General features: G+C 59.4%; 20 protein-coding genes. 2 read left to right on the forward strand and 18 right to left on the reverse strand.

Features of this window, described 5'->3' with window-relative positions; genetic code table 11:
* Window positions 1-25 precede the first annotated feature (25 nt).
* The 8 genes from A3C3_RS0104300 to A3C3_RS0104335 form a co-directional block, all read right to left on the reverse strand.
* Complete coding sequence (locus A3C3_RS0104300; RefSeq protein ID WP_022713385.1) at window positions 26-664, reverse strand: 5'-methylthioadenosine/S-adenosylhomocysteine nucleosidase; 639 nt, start codon at window positions 662-664, stop codon at window positions 26-28.
* Window positions 661-1110 (reverse strand): PaaI family thioesterase, encoded by a 450-nt coding sequence (locus A3C3_RS0104305; RefSeq protein ID WP_028739398.1) that lies wholly within the window; start codon window positions 1108-1110, stop codon window positions 661-663. The genes A3C3_RS0104300 and A3C3_RS0104305 overlap by 4 nt, the downstream gene beginning before the upstream one ends.
* 133 nt (window positions 1111-1243) lie before the next feature.
* Window positions 1244-2335: a DUF1513 domain-containing protein gene (locus A3C3_RS0104310; RefSeq protein ID WP_022713387.1), complete on the reverse strand. Its 1092-nt coding sequence runs from the start codon at window positions 2333-2335 to the stop codon at window positions 1244-1246.
* Between the two features lie 4 nt (window positions 2336-2339).
* The gene (locus A3C3_RS0104315) at window positions 2340-3434 is read right to left on the reverse strand and encodes an imelysin family protein (RefSeq protein WP_022713388.1); all 1095 of its coding nucleotides are present in this window, start codon (window positions 3432-3434) and stop codon (window positions 2340-2342) included.
* On the reverse strand, window positions 3434-4972 hold the full coding sequence (locus A3C3_RS0104320) for a di-heme oxidoreductase family protein (RefSeq protein ID WP_022713389.1): 1539 nt from the start codon (window positions 4970-4972) through the stop codon (window positions 3434-3436). The genes A3C3_RS0104315 and A3C3_RS0104320 overlap by 1 nt, the downstream gene beginning before the upstream one ends.
* A gap of 45 nt (window positions 4973-5017) precedes the next feature.
* A complete protein-coding gene (locus A3C3_RS0104325; RefSeq protein ID WP_022713390.1) occupies window positions 5018-6289 on the reverse strand; it encodes an imelysin family protein in 1272 nt (423 codons plus the stop codon).
* A gap of 228 nt (window positions 6290-6517) precedes the next feature.
* Window positions 6518-7807 carry an RsmB/NOP family class I SAM-dependent RNA methyltransferase gene (locus A3C3_RS0104330; RefSeq protein WP_022713391.1) on the reverse strand — a complete coding sequence of 430 codons (1290 nt, stop codon included), beginning with the start codon at window positions 7805-7807 and terminating at the stop codon, window positions 6518-6520.
* A 142-nt stretch (window positions 7808-7949) separates the two neighbouring features.
* Window positions 7950-8318, reverse strand: a complete 369-nt coding sequence (locus tag A3C3_RS0104335) for a septal ring lytic transglycosylase RlpA family protein (protein ID WP_022713392.1) — start codon at window positions 8316-8318, stop codon at window positions 7950-7952.
* On the opposite strand from A3C3_RS0104335, the gene A3C3_RS45905 reads away from it, so the two are divergent.
* On the forward strand, window positions 8260-8565 hold the full coding sequence (locus A3C3_RS45905) for a hypothetical protein (RefSeq protein WP_167521936.1): 306 nt from the start codon (window positions 8260-8262) through the stop codon (window positions 8563-8565). The two genes, A3C3_RS0104335 and A3C3_RS45905, sit on opposite strands and share 59 nt — an antisense overlap.
* 152 nt (window positions 8566-8717) lie before the next feature.
* Here the strand turns inward: A3C3_RS45905 and A3C3_RS0104340 are convergent, their stop codons facing one another.
* From A3C3_RS0104340 to A3C3_RS0104350, 3 genes are read right to left on the reverse strand one after another with little or no spacing between them, the layout of a single operon-like run.
* Window positions 8718-9590 carry an SDR family oxidoreductase gene (locus tag A3C3_RS0104340; RefSeq protein WP_022713393.1) on the reverse strand — a complete coding sequence of 291 codons (873 nt, stop codon included), beginning with the start codon at window positions 9588-9590 and terminating at the stop codon, window positions 8718-8720.
* Window positions 9590-10747 carry a tRNA epoxyqueuosine(34) reductase QueG gene (gene queG / locus A3C3_RS0104345; protein WP_022713394.1) on the reverse strand — a complete coding sequence of 386 codons (1158 nt, stop codon included), beginning with the start codon at window positions 10745-10747 and terminating at the stop codon, window positions 9590-9592. The genes A3C3_RS0104340 and queG overlap by 1 nt, the downstream gene beginning before the upstream one ends.
* A gap of 12 nt (window positions 10748-10759) precedes the next feature.
* Window positions 10760-11452, reverse strand: coding sequence for a glutathione S-transferase family protein (locus A3C3_RS0104350; protein WP_022713395.1), 693 nt, complete (start codon window positions 11450-11452; stop codon window positions 10760-10762).
* 149 nt (window positions 11453-11601) lie between these two features.
* Here A3C3_RS0104350 and A3C3_RS0104355 point away from each other — a divergent pair, with 149 nt between their 5' ends.
* A complete protein-coding gene (locus tag A3C3_RS0104355) occupies window positions 11602-12402 on the forward strand; it encodes an undecaprenyl-diphosphate phosphatase (protein ID WP_022713396.1) in 801 nt (266 codons plus the stop codon).
* A 50-nt stretch (window positions 12403-12452) separates the two neighbouring features.
* Here A3C3_RS0104355 and A3C3_RS45910 read toward each other — a convergent pair whose 3' ends face one another.
* The 7 genes from A3C3_RS45910 to dnaN all read right to left on the reverse strand — a co-directional run bounded on the left by A3C3_RS45910 (window position 12453) and on the right by dnaN (window position 17457).
* A complete protein-coding gene (locus A3C3_RS45910) occupies window positions 12453-12605 on the reverse strand; it encodes a hypothetical protein (RefSeq protein ID WP_027510599.1) in 153 nt (50 codons plus the stop codon).
* 280 nt (window positions 12606-12885) lie between these two features.
* Window positions 12886-13866 carry a complex I NDUFA9 subunit family protein gene (locus tag A3C3_RS0104365; protein ID WP_022713397.1) on the reverse strand — a complete coding sequence of 327 codons (981 nt, stop codon included), beginning with the start codon at window positions 13864-13866 and terminating at the stop codon, window positions 12886-12888.
* A gap of 108 nt (window positions 13867-13974) precedes the next feature.
* Window positions 13975-14262: a DUF1330 domain-containing protein gene (locus tag A3C3_RS0104370; protein ID WP_022713398.1), complete on the reverse strand. Its 288-nt coding sequence runs from the start codon at window positions 14260-14262 to the stop codon at window positions 13975-13977.
* Window positions 14263-14343: 81 nt separating this feature from the next.
* On the reverse strand, window positions 14344-15036 hold the full coding sequence (gene pyrF, locus A3C3_RS0104375) for an orotidine-5'-phosphate decarboxylase (protein ID WP_028739399.1): 693 nt from the start codon (window positions 15034-15036) through the stop codon (window positions 14344-14346).
* Window position 15037: 1 nt separating this feature from the next.
* A complete protein-coding gene (locus A3C3_RS0104380) occupies window positions 15038-15625 on the reverse strand; it encodes a histidine phosphatase family protein (protein ID WP_022713400.1) in 588 nt (195 codons plus the stop codon).
* Between the two features lies 1 nt (window position 15626).
* A complete protein-coding gene (gene pmtA / locus A3C3_RS0104385) occupies window positions 15627-16220 on the reverse strand; it encodes a phospholipid N-methyltransferase PmtA (RefSeq protein ID WP_022713401.1) in 594 nt (197 codons plus the stop codon).
* A 118-nt stretch (window positions 16221-16338) separates the two neighbouring features.
* Window positions 16339-17457 carry a DNA polymerase III subunit beta gene (gene dnaN / locus A3C3_RS0104390; protein ID WP_022713402.1) on the reverse strand — a complete coding sequence of 373 codons (1119 nt, stop codon included), beginning with the start codon at window positions 17455-17457 and terminating at the stop codon, window positions 16339-16341.
* Between the last annotated feature and the right edge of the window lie 146 nt (window positions 17458-17603).

Here is a 17603-nt window from a genome sequence, read left to right on the forward strand (position 1 = left end):
CTGATTGTCCCTGCTTTAGAGGGGTTCAGAACCAGAAAACACCGTCCTCGAGCGCTGTGAATAGGCTATCGACGGCATAGGAGAGCTTGCGGTCGATCACGTGCAGATATTCCGTCCAGCCGGAAATATGCTGTAGTTCTTCAGCGCCGTCGGAGATCCCGCGAAGACCGATCAGCGGCAGCTTATAGCCTTGGCAGGCCCGCAGAATCGCGAATGTTTCCATGTCCACCATGTCGGCAGCGATATTCCTGTAGGCCGACCCCGAAATGACGTTGCCACCGGTGGAAAGGCTGGCCTCAGGAATACCGGGAATGCGGAGCGGCAGGTCGATGACCGCTGGAAGATCGAGGAAGGGTGTGTGGCCCTTCTCGAAACCGAGCGGCGATGCATCCATGTCGCGATAGGAAACGGAAGAAACCTGATAGACTTCTGTCTGCTCCAGCGTCGCGGAACCTGCCGAGCCGAGCGAGACGACAAGCTCCGGCAGGTCGTCGGCCTGATCGAGCCGGGAAAGCGTCTTCGTCATCGCCACCGCCGCCTCGACCGGACCGACGCCCGTCATCAGCGGTTCGAAACGGGAGCGCAGGAAGGGGCCATATTCGGCTTCCGCCGCCATGACGAAAAGGATGGACTTGCCGGCGACCGGCTTCAGTTCAAATTTCATCCCGTAATTCCCTCTCTGCCGCGAACGACCATCATCGTTCCCGTCATGGAGGCGATCAGCTTGGCCGGTCCGTCACCGATCGCATAGCCGCGCCCGTCGGCGACGATGATATTGGAGCCTGGTTTGGTGATCTCGCCGCGAAACAGGAAGCGCTCGCCGCGCCCAGGTGACATCAGGTTGACCTTGAATTCGATCGTCAGGATCGAGGCATCGGCCTCGATGACACTGTAGGCGGCAAAGCCGCAGGCGCTGTCGAGAGCTGCCGAGATGATGCCGGCATGAAGAATGCCATGCTGTTGCGTGAGCTTGACGTCGAAGGGAAGTTCGATCTCCACCATGCCGTGCTCGACGCGCGTCAGCTCGGCGCCGATCGTTTCCATCGCCGCCTGGCGGGTAAAATTCTGACGGATCCGTTCGCGGAAGTCGCCGTTGTTCCTAACGCTCATGCATTTGTCCCCTTGCGACCGCGAAAGTGGCACGGCGCGCCGGTTTCGACAAGGATGAAAGCCAAGCAGTTCCGATATGCGATCCAGCCGGAGCGCCGCAAAGACGGTCCGCAGCATAAGTACTGGCTGAAGATCAAGCGCGCTCGCGGGCAATCCTGACGATATGCTGATCCCATGCCACATTGCTGCGCGTCGCAAGGAACTCGCCGTCATAGGACGAGACCGCAAATCCATGCCGGCCGGGCGCGATGCCGGCAGCGTCGGGGATGATGTCTTCGGCCATTACCTTGCCGGAGTTGGCGTCGATGATCGCCAATGCACCCTTCGGTGACGTCACGCCGACGAGGGCGTCTTTGCGGTTGACGGCAATGGCGCCGACATAGTTGCCGAGCTGGCGGGTCGTTGTTTCCGGCAGATCGACGAAGGTCAGTTCCTCGCCTTTGGCGAAGTGGCCGACGAGCGGCGGCAGGTCGTTGCGGTGGCCCTCGTACTGGCATGCGAACCACACGCGGCCATTGGCGTCGATATCGACGTGACGGGTCGAGACCTGCGACCATTGCCGCGGCAGCACATGTTTTTCGACGAGCGTGCCATTGGACGCATCGATCAGCGTCAGCGATGGCTGCATGTTGCCGAGGTTGAGCTTCGTGCGGCCGAAATCCGGATGGGTCTCGATGCCACCATTGGCGATGACAAGCCAGCGGCCGTCATCGGAGACGGTCATATCGTGCGGGCCGACTCCATAGGTCTGGAACTCGCCGATGCGGGCGAAGCGGTTTGTCGCGTTGTAGAGACCGACCATGCCGCGATTGCCGTCAAAATCGTTCTCGCTGGCATAAAGCAACCGGCCGTCCGGCGAAAAGGTACCGTGTCCGTAGAAGTGGCGGCCTTCGGAGGACGTGATAACGACCGGCTCACCCCTGTTCCAGGGATCGAAGATCATTGCGTAGGTGCCGGGACGGCGAGCGAAGGCGACGGTCTTGCCGGTGGTTGGGCTGAAAGCCATGCCATGGGCACGTGCGGGGAGGGCAATCCGATCGACGATCTCGCCGCGTTCGGTCACGGTCGCGACCGCGAAGGAGCCGTCGGCGGCGCGGATGCCCGAGGCATAAACCGCATCCGCGCGCTCAAGTGCCAGGAGCCCGCGCGGCTGCAATGCGGCGAGAAAGCTCAGTCCTGCCGCCTTGACGAAACTGCGCCGGTCGATCGCAGCGCTTCGCCACATCGGCTCAGTCCCCGTCGGAGAAGGAGAAGCCGGCCGAAAGGCCGATCGCGCCGCCATATTCGTCGCTGATGCGGGTGATCAATTCACGGCTCGTCGCCAGAAATGCGTCGAGCTTGGCTTTCTCCGCATCGCTGGTTGCCACGTCGATATCTGGATTGAGCTTCGGGGCGGTATCAAGCAGGGTCTTGAAGTTTTCCTCGATTGCATCAGCAACGGGTTTGTTGTCGGCAGGCAGAAGTTCCGCCATTCCGGCCTTCTGCCAGAGCGTTCGCAGTCCCTCGAGGTTTGCCGTCATCGATTTCCAGGTATTTTTCGAGCGCCAATAGATAGCCATGCGCGGGCGCGGTGCCGTGTCCCGGCCCTTGTAAAACAGCTCCAGCCGCTGATCGCGGACGGTTTCGACGCCGTGGACAAGAATGCCGAGAAGCGCGGTCACCGCTTCCTTGTTATCCAGGAAATCTTCGCTTTGAGGACCGGGACGTTTCCAGCTTGCCTGCACGCCGTCCGGCTTTTCCCAAGCCGCAACGACTTCGCCTGCCTCGCGCTGGATATTGCCCGCGACAGCAGCGCCATATCGGCAGCGGAACCCGTTCTTTTGTTTGAGGAGCTCGTCTGAGCCGTTGCCGTAAAGCACGTATTCAAGCGCCGTCAGACCTTGCAAGGCGACACTCTTTTCCCCGATCGCGTCGACCGTTGCATCCTTCGGGTCGGCCTTGGAGAGCAGTGCCTGTACCTGTCTAAGGCCGACGCCCTTTCGGTCAGGGAAGAAGAGGATGTGTTCGAAGAGATTGTCGTGCATCACCGGGCCGGTTTGCACGATCTCGATGATCGACCAATAGCGGATCGTATCGTCGAAAGCAGATTTGGCCTTGTCCAAAGTCTGCTGTGTGCCACCGTCGCAGAGGTCCTTCATCGCCGTCGTCAAGCGTGCCGTAGACTGCTGCATGTTGCGATAGCCGGGACGGATCACCTCGTCGACGGCGCGCGCCATCACGCCCGGCACCGCTTCCTCGTTCAGCCCCGTCGGCGTCGACGCAGTCTGTGCAGTTGCCGATGCCGCAAGCATGAATGAAAGCAGGAGAGGTTGCCAAAGGCGCATTACAGGGACTCCAGGAATCTGATCAGGGCCTCTCTATCGTCCTTCGGCAGAGAGGAGAATGCATCGCGGGCTTTCTCGGCTTCGCCGCCGTGCCAGAGGATCGCTTCGGTGAGATTTCTGGCGCGGCCGTCGTGGAGGAAAAAGCTGTGTCCGCTGACAGTGCGGGTCAGTCCTATACCCCATAGCGGGGGCGTACGCCATTCACGTCCGCTTGCGTGGCCAACTTGCTGGCCATCGGCAAGACTTTCGCCCATATCGTGCAGCAGGAAATCCGAATAAGGCCAGATAAGCTGAAAGGACTGTGCTTTTTCGGCGGCATCCCGACGTGTGACGAATTTGGGCACGTGGCAGGATATGCAGCCGGACTGATAAAAAAGTTCCTTGCCCCTCAGGGTGCCGGCAAAGCTTGCCTTTCGCCGCGCCGGTACGGCTAGATTCGCGGAATAGAAGGTCACGAGATCGAGGATTGGCCCGGGCGCCTCTTCATTGCCCAGGCGCTTTTGAACACCGGTCGGCATTTTTTGGCATTTTATCTCGGCCCGCGTGCAATCCCCGTGTGCATCCGGCCGATCGGGCGTCGATATGCCGATGTCGCTGGAGAAAGCGGCACCGCTCTGGTCGCGCACAGTTGCATTCTGTGCCTTCCACCCGAAGCGGCCAAGGCTGACCGCGCCTGTGCGATGATCACGCACGATGGCAGCCTTGCCTGAAATGCGGTTACCATCCTTGTCGTCCGGATCGGCATGCGCGAGGATGTCGGCTGCTGGAATGGCTTCGATGAGGCCCAGCCCGATCATCGCCGGGGCGACGCGCGGCGATATCGTCGTCGCCGGATCGAGCGGGCCGTAGGCAAGATCCTTCACTTCGTAGGTCGGCGCGCGCAATGAGACAGTTTCTCCGCCGGCAAGCGTAACGGTCTTTTCCGTATAGCGAATGGCCATCTTGCCTTCGGCGGCGAGACCGGGCACGGCAAGATCCTGCAGCTGATGACCATAAGTCGCGTCCGGGAAATTGGCGGCGCTAGCATTTGCGATCGCCTCTCCTTCTTCCGGCGTCGCCGCTGCTCGTCCAAGGCGAAAGAACATCGATGTGGCGCTGACGCCGCCTTCCGGTGGCCTGCCGCGTCCGTCGTTGACGTGGCAGCTCATGCAGGAGCGCGCATTGAAGAGCGGTCCGAGGCCATCCGATGCCTGTGTCGAGGATGGCGAGGAAACCCAGACCTTCTTGAAGAGTGCGTTACCGAGCTTGAAGTTCTGCTCTTCCTCGAAGGGGATGTTTGCCGAGATATGCGAAAAGGAATCCTGCCTAACCGGATCGACCGATGTGGCGGCACCCGCCTGCATCGCCTCATATGGTTCGGCTTTGGAAAAATCACTCGCCGGGCGCGTCACGGCCTCGACGCGCTTCAAGTCGGCATCGGAAAGATCGGTACGCTTCGTCGGAAGATTAAAACCGGCGGCAAGAGCCACCGGAAGCCCGGCAAGCGTGGCGCAGAAAGCAGCGCAGAGAAAAACGCGACGAACCGGATTATGCGGCATTTCAGAGTTCGGGCCGCTTGGGTTTGGAAGCGGCCCGCCTTTTGCTTATTGGAAGACAGCGTCAGGCTTATCCAAGCTGTCGGAACCTTCAAGCTGAACCGTACCAAGATCGAGTGCGGCAATAACACGCTGGATCGACTTCGTTTGGTCAACGAGACCGTCGACGGCGGCTTGAACGGCGGCGTTGCCGTCCTTGTTGCCTTCGGCGATCATCTGGTCGTATTTCTCGACTGTCTCGCCGCGTTTTGCCATGGCATGCATTGCATCAAGCGTCGTCTTCAGCTTGCCTGCGACTTCGGTATCGAGAGCCTTGTCTTTCGCGGCAACGAGATCGTGCAGCGACGGGCCGGACAGCTTCGTTCCGTCGACGCGGGTATATTCCCCGGTGTAAGCGGCGGCGATGCCGATCGCATCGTTGAGGTGCGAGTTATAGGTGTTGTCGGAGAAGCAATCATGCTCCTCTTCCGGATCGTGCAGCAACAAGCCGAGCTTCATGCGCTCGCCGGCGAGTTCGCCGTAGGAGAGCGAGCCCATGCCGGTCAGGATCGCGACGAGACCCGCCTTCGGATCGGTTTCGACATTCTTCGTCGCAGCACCGTCAGCCACCCAATTATCGGTCATTTCCTGCAGGTCGGAGACCAGCAGCGTGGATGCCGACTTCAGGTATTCGGCGCGGCGATCGCAATTGCCATGCGTGCAATTCTTGAGGTCGTAATCGGTTGCCGGGCGGCTGCCCGCCCCCGGGCCGGTGCCGTTCAGGTCCTGGCCCCAGAGCAGGAATTCGATGGCATGGTAGCCGGTCGCGACATTGGCCTCGACGCCGCCTGCTTCCTGCAGCGTGCCGGACAGGAACTCAGGCGTCAGCTTGGATGCGTCGATATCCTTGCCGTCGATCTTTATCGTCTTGTTGGCGATGACGTTTGCAACATAGAGCGCGTTCTCGTCGCTCTCCGCGCCGTAGGAGGTATCGACATAATCGATCAGGCCTTCATCGAGCGGCCAAGCGTTGACCTTGCCTTCCCAGTCATCGACGATTGGATTGCCGAAGCGGTAGACTTCTGTCTGCTGATAAGGAACACGGGCCGCAAGCCACGCATCCTTGGCAGCCTTCAGCGTCTCGTCGTTCGGCGTCTTCAAGAAGGCGTCAATCGCCTTGTCGAGCGCCTTTGCGGTGATCAGCGAGTCCTCGAATTTGGCATGCGCCACTTCGGCATAATGCTTCACGACGGCCGCAGCATCGGTGTCCGCGAGAGCCGGGCTGGATAGGGGTGCTATCGCCAGCGCCAATGCTGCGCAGAATTTCTTGTTGAGCTTCATGGTCCTCTCCTATGACGGATATCCGTCTGAAATCGCCCGAATCTCTTCGCGCAAAAGAAAACCAGTGTCAAACACTCTAGTTTGGAATGATTTTAAGAATGGAAGTTGTTTTAAAAGCGCTTGTTCAGAAAGGACTTTACTTGGAAAAGGGCGGAAAATTGACCTATTAGCGCAATTGTTCAATTTCTGATCTGGGTCTCCCGCGCGAGCGCCATCACATCAGGCGCCTTAAGCTTTACGCTGCATCCGGCAGAAGAAGAAGCCGTCCGTATCAGTCGATGCCGGCGTCAGCGTAACCGTTTCACCATCCGACGAACGGGGGCGCGGTGCATCCTTGCCGAATAGCTCGCCCCAGGCAGCCAGGGCGCTTTCGATGGAGAATGCCGGATTTTCCGCGGCGAAGCGTCGGACCTGTTGTTCGTTCTCCTGCGGCAGCACGGAACAGGTGACGTAGATCAGCTCGCCGCCGGGGCGCACGAAGGCGCTCGCCTGCTTCAAGGCATCCTGTTGCTGGCTCGTACGCTCGTCGAGGTTCTTCGCCGTCAGCCGCCATTTGGTATCGGGGCGTCGGCGCCAGGTGCCGGTGCCCGTGCAGGGGGCGTCGACTAGCACCTTGTCGCAGCGAGCGCGCAGGCTCGAAAGCGCCTTTGCATCGTCATGCACTTGAACATTGCGCGTACCGGCGCGCTTCAGGCGTTCGATGATCGGCGCAAGGCGTTTGCGATCGGCGTCATAGGCATGGATCTGGCCTTTATTGTGCATCGCTGCCGCCATGGCAAGCGTCTTGCCGCCGCCTCCGGCGCAATAGTCGAGCACCTGCTCTCCATCCTTCGGCAGCACCAGATCGGCAACGATCTGCGATCCCTCGTCCTGAACTTCGAACCAGCCTTTTTGAAAGGAAAGCTCGGCTGTGACGTTCGGAAGCCGTGAGGCGCCCTCGCCGGCGGGAATCCGGATGCCATATCGTGCGATCTTCGCTTCATGAGCACCGGCTCTTTCAAGCGCTTTGACCGCCTTTTCACGGCTGGCCTTCAAAATATTGGCGCGCAGGTCGAGTGTCGGGCGGGAGGCGAGCGCCTGTGCTTCGGCAAGCCAGCTATCGCCGAATGCCGTCTCGAAGGAGCTTTGCACCCACTCGGGAATATCACCTTGGACGTGGACAGGCGCGGAGGAAAGAGCCCGGCTCTGGAAGGCTGTAAGCGCAGCATCGGGCAGAGAAGGCGGCGCAAACCTATCGTCGGAGAGTTCAGCGGCAAGCGCCTCCGGGGTGAAACCCCACTGGCGGAACATGACGGCATAGGCGATCGCCAGGGGGCTGTCGTCGTCCATGAAGAACCCGTGTGAAAGCCGCATGCGCAGCGCATCATAAACGATGTTGCCGATTGCAGCGCGATCGCCGGAGCCGGCGAAACGATGCGCAAGGCCCCAATCCTTCAGCGCATCGGCGACAGGTCTCTTGCGCTGATCGATATCAGCAAGAACCGAAATCGCCCCCTCGAGGCGGCCGCCCAAACGCATTCACAAACTCCTGTTGCCACGGACGGGTGCACAATCCGCGGGAAGCGTGACTGACGCTGCGGATCGTTTCACAAGTCTCAACCGCGTGGTAACCGCGATTGACGGCAAGAGCAAGCGCCGTCCGGCGCTGGTATCGGACGCCTTAGCTGGCGGTGACGACTTCGTAGCAAACCTTGGCGGTACCGGAGCGGACCATGCCGATGTTCTGGGCGGCCGCGCGCGAAAGGTCGAGAACACGGCCGCGGATGAACGGGCCACGGTCATTGACGCGAACAATAACGCTGCGGCCATTGTTGCGGTTGGTCACTCTAAGCTTGGTGCCGAAGCGGAGCGAACGGTGAGCGGCAGTCAAAATGGCAGGATTCATACGTTCGCCAGAGGCTGTTTTGGAATGCAGTGCGTACCACGAAGCACCACCACATCCGGCTGCAGCAAATCCTTCGGCGGGAAGGATGAAAGAACTAGCTGCAATAGCTACGGCAGTGACTATAGAACGGCTGATATTCTTCAAAACGGATTATCCCTCAACTATTGAACTTGCGCCTTTACGGGCGGCGGGGCTTAAATCCGGCGAAAAGTGGCGAAAAAGTGCCGCTGATTATCACGGAATGTTACAGGCTGTAATATTTGTGAGTCTCGCGGGATTCGAGTTGAAAAAGTGCCGCTGCCGAAAAAGTGGAAAAAATATAAGAAAATCAGGTAAAATTAGAACAATTTTTTCTGCTGCGGCGCACTGTCACGCTATGTTGCAAAAGTAACAAAAATAATTTTCCGATCCCGCCACAATTGATGCCTCATTTGCGCAAATTTAGAGGCCGTTAACCATAATGCAGAGCGAAATTCAGATCGTGAGAATGCCAAAGTAGGAATTTTCTACTCATTTCGAATATGCCGGAATCGCCTGTTCGAGTTAACCGCGCCACCGTCCGCTTCGCCACAATTGCGCAAGCGACATCGGGTAATTCGGGAAGGAAAAGGTGTAGCCCGCGGCTTTCAATTTGGCGTTCGAAACACGCTTGTTCTCGCCGTAAAAGGAGCGCGCCATCGGCGTCAGCTCGGCGGTTTCGAAGGGCTGTTCCGGAGGCGGCTCAACACCCATCAAGCCCGCTGCTTCGACAATGACATCCTGCGGCGGGCCGGGCAGGTCATCCGTCACGTTATATATGCCGCCAAGGGACCGATCTGAGAGGTAGCGCGCCGACGCGCCGATATCCTCAACGCGGATGCGATTGAAAACCTGATTCTTCTTGATCAGGCGGCGGGCCGTGCCCCTGTTTAGATTGACGAACGCATTCCGTCCCGGGCCGTAGATGCCCGCCAGCCGCAGTACGGCGGCCGGAATACCGAGATCCTTGCCGAGCGCCAGCCACGCATCCTCTGCCTCGAGCCTTTCCTTCGATCGCCCGGAAACAGGAACGCAGACGGTCTCTTCGCTAACCCACTCACCTTGGTGGTCGCCGTAAACGCCAACGGTGGAAAGATAGCCGACCCACTGGAGCGCCGGCATCATCTTGCCGAGCTGGCCGCCTGCGAGATTGATCAACGGGTCTCCGGCTTCCCGCGGAGCGATCGATTGGACGAGGTGTGTGACGCTTTCCATGGCGTCAAGCAAAGCGTCGCTGATTGTCTCGCCATCGAAAATGAAGGCTTCGATACCTTGGCTGCGGAGGAGCTCAGCCTTGTCGGCCGATCTGGTCGTGCCGGAAATGCGGACGCTTGCGGCTGAGAAAGCCTTGGCAATCGCCGTGCCCGAATAACCGCAGCCGAAAATCATCACATGCATCACACCACTCCCGCCAATTGCCATTCCGCAAGTACGCCGGCATCAGTCTCATCCGGCCTTTGTGCCGCAAAGACGGCAAATTCGCCGGGCTTTACCAATCGCGAAAGCGCCCATATTGCCATGCCGCGAACAACCGGAGAAGCGTCAGTGGCCAGCGATCGGCATTGATCGGCAAGGCTGTGGTCACCGGAATTGCCGGCGGCGATCAACACATTGCGGATAAAGCGGGCTCTGCCGATGCGCTTGACCGGCGAGCCGCTGAAAAAAGACCGGAAAGCCGCGTCGTCGAGCGTCAGGAGAAAGGCAATCGACGGCTCTTTCAGGTCGCCGCGCGCCTGCAACTTCATTTCGGATGCCGAGACGGCAAACTTGTTCCACGGACAGGCGGCAAGGCAGTCGTCGCAACCATAGATCCGGTTGCCGATCAGCGGCCGGAATTCGAGATCGATCGGACCTTTGTGCTCGATCGTCAGGTACGAGATGCAACGCCGTGCGTCGATCTGATAGGGCGCCGGGAATGCGTTGGTCGGACAGGCATCGAGGCAAGCGCGGCAGGAGCCGCAGTGATCGATCTCAGCGTCGTCTGTATTGAGATCGGCTGTCGTGAACATCGAGCCGAGGAAGAGCCAGGAGCCGTGGCTGCGGCTGACCAGATTGGTATGCTTGCCCTGCCAGCCGAGACCTGCTGCCGCGGCGAGCGGCTTTTCCATCACCGGTGCAGTGTCGACAAAGACTTTGACGTCGGCCCCGGCCCGTGCTGCAAAGCGCGTGGCGATCTCCTTGAGCCGTCCCTTGACGACGTCATGATAGTCGCGATTGCGCGCATAGACGGAGATTGCCGCCTTGTCCGGCTTTTCAAGAATACGGCGTGGGTCTTCTTCGGGGCCGTAATTGAGGCCGAAGACGACGATGGATTTCACATCGCTCCACAGCGTGCGAGGATCGCCGCGGCGATCGCGCGTTTCAGCCATCCATTCCATCGTGCCGTGACGTCCGGCATCGATGAACTCGCCAAGCCGTTCCTTCGCTTCGGGTATCGAATCCGGCCGCGTGATGCGACAGAGCTCAAAGCCGAGCGTTGCCGCCTCGGCGCGAACAAAGGCGGTCAAATTGTCGCGGCGCTTGCGTTCTTTATCGTCTGCTATCCGTTGGGGCATCGAAAGCCCTCGTCAGAAATCCAGGTCTGCGTAGTGAGAGACCGGTGTCAGTCCACGCACCCGCTCCGTCAGCAGCGGGCGGAAGGACGGCCGTGATTTCATGCGCTGATACCAATCCTTGGCGATCGGCGATTCCGTCCAGTCGATCTCGCCGAGATAGTCGAGGATCGATAGCGAAGCGGCCGCGGCAAGGTCGGCATAGCTCATGCGATCTCCTGCCAGCCACTGCCGCGAACCGGCAAGCCAGGTCAGGTATTTCATATGCTGGCGGATGTTGGCGCGTGCCGTGCGCAGGATCTTCGAATCCGGTGCTCCGCCGCCCTGATCTGCACTCATCTGCAGCTTATACACGCGCTCGCGTGCCAGGGGCCGAGTTACATCCGTCTCCATCTTCTGCATGAACCACTCACCGAGGCGGCGGATTTCCGCGCGTTGGAAGGGATCTTCCGCAAGAAGACGCCGGTCACGCTTCAGCACGCCATGCGTTTCATCGAGATATTCCGAAATGACAGTCGCGCCGCAAAGAGCGCGCATGCTGTCGTCCACATAGACCGGCAAGGTACCGGCAGGGTTGAGCGCCAGAAAGTCGCGCCGCTTTTCCCAGGTCTGCTCTTCAATGAGATCTGCCTGAAAGCCATACTCGCTCAGAATCAGCCGGACGAAGCGAGAAGCGGATGACATAGGATGATGATAAAGCGTCGGCATCGATACCCGATTTGTTGATTTCTCGCGGCATGCTCTGGTGCACTCATATTCATAGCGCCCTAGTCATGACTCATTCGTTGCAGCTATAGGAGCTTGGCCCCTTCAATACAAGCAAATCGGGCCTGGCCCCGCCTCACAAGGGATAAAACATGGCTGATATCTTTAGTGCACTCGTTCTAGGCCTTATTGAAGGCCTTACTGAATTCATACCGGTTTCCTCGACGGCCCATGTCCTGCTGGCAGGGCATTTCCTGGGCTTTCGGTCGCCGGGCAATACATTTGTCGTTCTCATTCAGCTCGGCGCGATCCTTGCGATTCTTCTCGTCTATTTCAAGCGGCTGCTAAGCCTGGCGCTTGCGTTGCCGCGCAGCGAGCGGGCGCGGCATTTCGTCCTTGCCGTACTCTTTGGCTTTCTGCCTGCAGCCGTTATCGGCGCGATTGCGCACGACTTCATCAAGAACGTGCTCTTCGAAACGCCGATGCTGATCTGCGTCGTCCTCATTCTTGGCGGCCTCGTCCTCCTTGCCGTCGACAAGATCCAGTTCAAGCCGAAATATCACGATGTGACAGAGTTTTCCCTGCCGATGGCGCTGAAGATAGGCTTCTTCCAGTGCCTTGCCATGATCCCGGGAACATCACGCTCGGGCGCCACGATCGTGGGCGCGTTGCTGATGGGTGCCGACAAGCGCTCTGCAGCCGAATTCTCGTTCTTTCTCGCCATGCCGACGATGGTCGGCGCCTTTGCCTTGGATTTATACGAGAACCGCAATATGCTGAGCTTCGATGACGGAATGCTCATCGTCATCGGCTTCGTGGCGGCTTTCGTCTCGGCGCTCTTCGTTGTCCGCGCGCTGCTCGATTTCGTCTCGATCCGGGGCTATGCGCCCTTCGCCTGGTGGCGAATCTTCATTGGCGCGGCAGGCCTGATCGGCTTGACGCTGTTCGGCTGATTTTCAGATATTTGACATCGGGGCGGCTCCGGAAAGAGCCGGCCTTTGCCTTAGTGGTTGAGGGAGGCTGTGGAGCAGGGATCGATGCCATACGCCGGCGCGCAGCCACCCTTCACCGCTGCGACCGAGCCGGGCGCAATGAAGGAACCTGCGAGGATAACCAGTGCCGCACACGCAAAAAGAAGCGCGATTGACTTGCCCATCGAGTAAAGCCTTTCAAGTCGATTTAGCGCGCCGCAAATGGCGCTGAGTCCGTTTCAGGACGCGCGGGGTGTGTAGTCAGTGGAATGGCAAATAGCAATAAAGGTTGCTGCTAAATGTGGCGTTAATTTCACTAAATTTTTAATGCGTCTTTTATGCAACGCCGTACCGGCTCGGCACTATAGAAAGCACGCGAAACTTGCACCGGTTGCCTGAAAGCAGCAAAAGAAAAAACGCCGTCTGTGAGCAAACACAGCGGCGTTCAACTGATGCGATAATTTCTCAGGCTGCTTTTCCCGAACCCGTGTACTGACCATGCGGGCGGTAATGCACCAGATACGACGGCAGTACGGAGGTTAGCATTGTCGGCGTGACGCCGAGGGCCTTCAACGTGAGACCATCCGTTTCGGCCTTCGTTGAAACGACATTGTCGCGTTTCAGCAGGCGAACCTGGTCGGCCGTGATCGGGGGCTTAACGAAGGGAATGAGCGAAGCGACGCTGCCGATCAGCGAAGCGATGGTGAAGGGAATGGAAACCAGCCGGTTCTTGCGGGCGGTGATCTTCAACATGACCTGAAGACATTCGCGGAAGGTGAGCACTTCCGGACCGCCGAGTTCATAGATCGTCCCGCTCGCAGCCTTGCCCTCGACGGCGCGGGCCACGGCTTCTGCCACGTCCTCTACGTAGACCGGCTGCAGCTTCGTCTTGCCGCCACCGATGAGGGGAAGCACTGGCGAGAGGCGAGCCATCTCCGCAAATTTGTTGAAGAAGCCGTCTTCCGGCCCGAAAACGATCGACGGACGGAAGATTATGGCGTCCTTCTTGGTCGAAAGGATTGCCGCCTCCGCGCGGCCCTTGGTGCGGGCATAGCTGGAATCCGAATTGGCGTCGGCCCCGATTGCCGAAATATGAATGAGCTTCGCGCCGGATGCCCGGGCGGCTTCCGCCACGGCGCGCGCACCGAATTCCTGCACCGCATCAAAGGTGTTGCGGCCGGTTTCAAAGAGCACGCCGACACAGTTGATGACGAAGTCGGCGCCCTCGACGGCGCGATCGACGGAATTGCGGTAGCGCAGGTTCGCCTGGACAAAGGAAATCTGGCCGACATTGCCGAGCGGCTGCAGAAAACCTGCGAGATCCGGGCGGCGCACCGCGACGCGGATGCGATAGCCGCGCTTTGCGAGGGCGCGCACGATATGCCTGCCGAGAAAGCCAGAACCCCCAAACACGGTCACGAGCGGCGGCAGGTTGGCAAGGGTCATGGCAGGCTCCTCGAAAGGCTTGGATGGACGCGATCGGCATCGTATTAGCCGAAACCCGGCGCGACGGAAAGGTCCATCTTGCCTCAGCTTCGCAGATGCAAAGAGTGCTCAGATGCCTTCTACAACCACCATTTCCGCGTCGGCGACTTCCTGGCGGATCTTGGCGGCAATTTGGTATTCCGGGGAGTTGTAGCAATCGACCGCGGCCTGCATGGACGGGAACTCGATGACGACGTTTCGGGCTCGCGATTTACCTTCAAGTTCGGTGTTTGCACCGCCGCGGGCGAGGAAGTTTGCACCGTATTTTTCAAAGGCCGGCTTAGCTGCCGCGACGTAGTCCTTGTAGCGCTCGGGATCGCGAACATCGACGCGTGCAATCCAGTATCCTTTTGCCATGGTTTTTTCCTCCTGTTGACGGTTGCCCACGTCATCCAAATCGCTGATATGGTTAGTATCAGCCGCGTCCTTCGCCAAGCGTCAGAGCGCGGCTTCCATCTCGGCAAGAATGGCGCGTGCCGCTTCCTTCGGATCGGGCGCCTTGACGATCGGGCGGGCGACGACGAGGTGGCTCGAGCCGGCCTTTAGCGCATCGGCGGGCGTCATGACACGCTTCTGATCACCTTTTTCGCTACCTGCCGGGCGGATGCCCGGGGTGACGATCGCCATTCCAGGTCCGACGATTTTCCGAACGGCCGCGGATTCTTCCGCGGAGCAGACGACGCCGCCCATCCCGGCGAGCAGCGCCTGTTCGGCGCGGCGCAGCACCAGTGTATGCGGGTCGTATTCGTAACCGGCGGCGATCAGATCCTGTTCGTCCATCGAGGTAAGGACAGTCACGCCGAGCAGGCAGAGATCGGAACCCTTCGCCGCGTCGACGGCAGCCTTCATCGCCTTGGGATAGGCATGCAGCGTCAGCATGGACATACCCATCTTCACGATATTCTCGACGCCGGAAGCGACCGTGTTGTCGATATCGAGCAGCTTCATGTCGAGGAAGATCTTCTTGCCGCTCTGTGCGAGATCGCGTGCGAATTCCAGACCGCCGGCGAAGACGAGCTGATAGCCGATCTTGAAGAAGAGAATGTCGTCGCCGAGCGTCGAGACGATCTGTTCCGCCTCGCCTAGTGTCGGAACATCCAGCCCGACGATCAGCCGCTCGCGTGCGTTCATCTCACATCCATCCATCCCAGTTTTCCATGGGCGTCCAGTCGCATGATAAGCGCCGGTCTGCAAGGCTGAAACAATAGAGATTGCCGCCGCCGGGCGGCTGATCGCGGTCGCGCGCGATGGCGCGGCTCTCAAGATTACATTTCAGCAGGGTGCCGACCCCGCCATGCCCGACAAAGGCGATCGGCTCGTTCGGATCGTGATCGGCGAGAACAGCTTCGAGGGCCGAAACGATGCGTTGCTGCGCATCGGCGGCACGCTCCCACCCTTTGAAACTATCTTGCGGATGCGCGAAGAACCAGTCGGCAGCTTTCTCGAATTCCGGTGGGGGCAGGAACCCGGTTGCGGACCGGTCGTTCTCATGCATGCCATGTCGGATTTCGATGGCCACGCCTGCTGTCGCAGCCAGTATTTCCGCGGTCTCGATGGCTTTCGTCTCGTCGCTGGAAATAATACGGCGCAGTCGCCTCGCCCAGCTGCTTTCAGCCGCCTTGCGCGCGCGAGCCTCGCCGATCTCGGATAAACCCCATTTGGGCACCGCGACGTTCGGATCGATTTTCACTTGCGGGTGGGTGATGTACAGCCCGTACATATCAGGTGCGTCGATAGATCCAGAGCTGGGCCGGCGGGATATTGCGGACGATGAAATCGAAATGCTGGATGTGGTAGCGCTCCGGCCGTGCGATGATCGGCGAGACCGGACCATAGGAAATCTGCACGACGGGCCTGCCTGCCGGAATACGGTCGAGCAGGCTTTCGAGAAGCGCAATTCGCGCCTGCATCGGGAAGTTCAGCAGCGGCACAGCCGAAACGACGGAATCGAACGTCTGATCCTTGAGGTCACCGAGCGTCTTGTCGAGGTCGAAGGCGTCGCCATTGATGAAGCGGACACGGGGGTAGAGGCGGACGAGATGCTCGTAGAAATCCGTCGAATATTCGATGGCGACGAGATTTTCCGGCTTCACGCCGCGTCCGAGGATCGCCTTGGTGATCGCGCCCGTGCCGGGACCGAGTTCAAGAACCGGGAGGCCGGAATTCAGGTTGATGACGCTTGCCATCTTGCGGGCGGTAATGGAGGAGGTGGGAACGATGGAGCCGACAGTTTTCGGCCCCTGCATCATGCCCTTGAAGAAACGGATTTCTTCATCGAACTTCTTGCCGAGCCGTTCTTTCAGCCGCAACGCCATGCCGTCCTCCACGAATAATGTACCAAAACCGCTAGGTATCTATTTGCCATCCTCTGGCGCAAAAACAAGACCAAACGTCGCAATCGGCAAACTTTACCGCGGCAAATGCGACGTGCGTTTACACGCGCATCGGCATCAGAACGTAAAGCGCATCATCGCCGGCGGTATCGCGAATGAGCGTCGGCGAGCCTGCATCGGCAAGCAGAAAAATCGCCTGATCGCCGGAAAGCTGCGCCGTGATGTCGAGCAGATATTTGGCATTGAAACCGATTTCCATGGAATCCGTGTCGTAACCGACGGCGACTTCTTCCGTCGCGCTGCCGGAATCCGGATTGTTGACGGTGAGCAGAAGCTGGCCATCTGAAAGTGCGAGCTTCACGGCGCGACCGCGCTCGGAAGAAATCGTCGAAACGCGGTCGACAGCCTGGGCGAATGTCGTGCAATCGACGCGCATTTCCTTGTCGTTGCCGGTGGGGATGACACGCTGGTAATCCGGAAAGGTGCCATCGATGAGCTTGGAGGTCATGACGATCGAGTCGATGGCGAGGCGGATTTTGGCATCTGAGACTTCGACGGTGACCACCGCATCGGGATTGTCGACGAGCTTCTGCAGTTCACCGACCGTCTTGCGCGGAATGATGATGCCAGGCATGCCTTCGGAGCCGGAAGGCGCCTTCACGTCGGCACGCGCGAGGCGGTGGCCGTCGGTCGCTACCGCGCGCAGCTTCAAGTCGCCGTCGCTTTCGATCGTGTGGAAGAATATGCCGTTCAGATAGTAGCGCGTTTCTTCGGTCGAGATCGCAAACTGCGTGCGGTCGATCAGCATCTTGAGATCGGCTGCTTTCAGCTTGAAGGAATGCGTGAACGTGCCGGCGGTCAGATCCGGGAAATCGGATTCGGGCAGGCACTGCAGCGAGAATTTCGAGCGGCCGGACTGGACGGCCATCGAGCCGCCATCCGTCGACGTTGCCAAAAGAACTTCCGAACCGTCCGGCAGTTTGCGCACAATGTCGTAAAGGAGATGCGCCGGAACCGTTGTGGCGCCGCCCTGCTCGACATTGGCGGGCGTGGCTTCAGTCACTTCGAGATCGAGGTCCGTCGCCTTCATGTCGAGGTTCTGGCCATCGGCGCGCAGCATGATATTGGACAGGATCGGGATCGTGTTGCGACGTTCGACCACGCGGTGAACGTGGTTCAGCGACTTCAAAAGGTTTGACCGCTCAATAGTTATACGCATGGGATGCTACCGCTTTCGACCGTTACTGCCCCAGCGCGCAAAACGCGCCGGAAGATGCTGTCCGGCTCCGGGCCGGAGGAGTGGACAGGCAAAATGGCAGAACTTTGCTGACGAATGCAAGGGGTGCGAGACGCAGCAGCGCTGCA

This window comes from Rhizobium mongolense USDA 1844, assembly GCF_000419765.1.
GTDB lineage: Bacteria > Pseudomonadota > Alphaproteobacteria > Rhizobiales > Rhizobiaceae > Rhizobium > Rhizobium mongolense.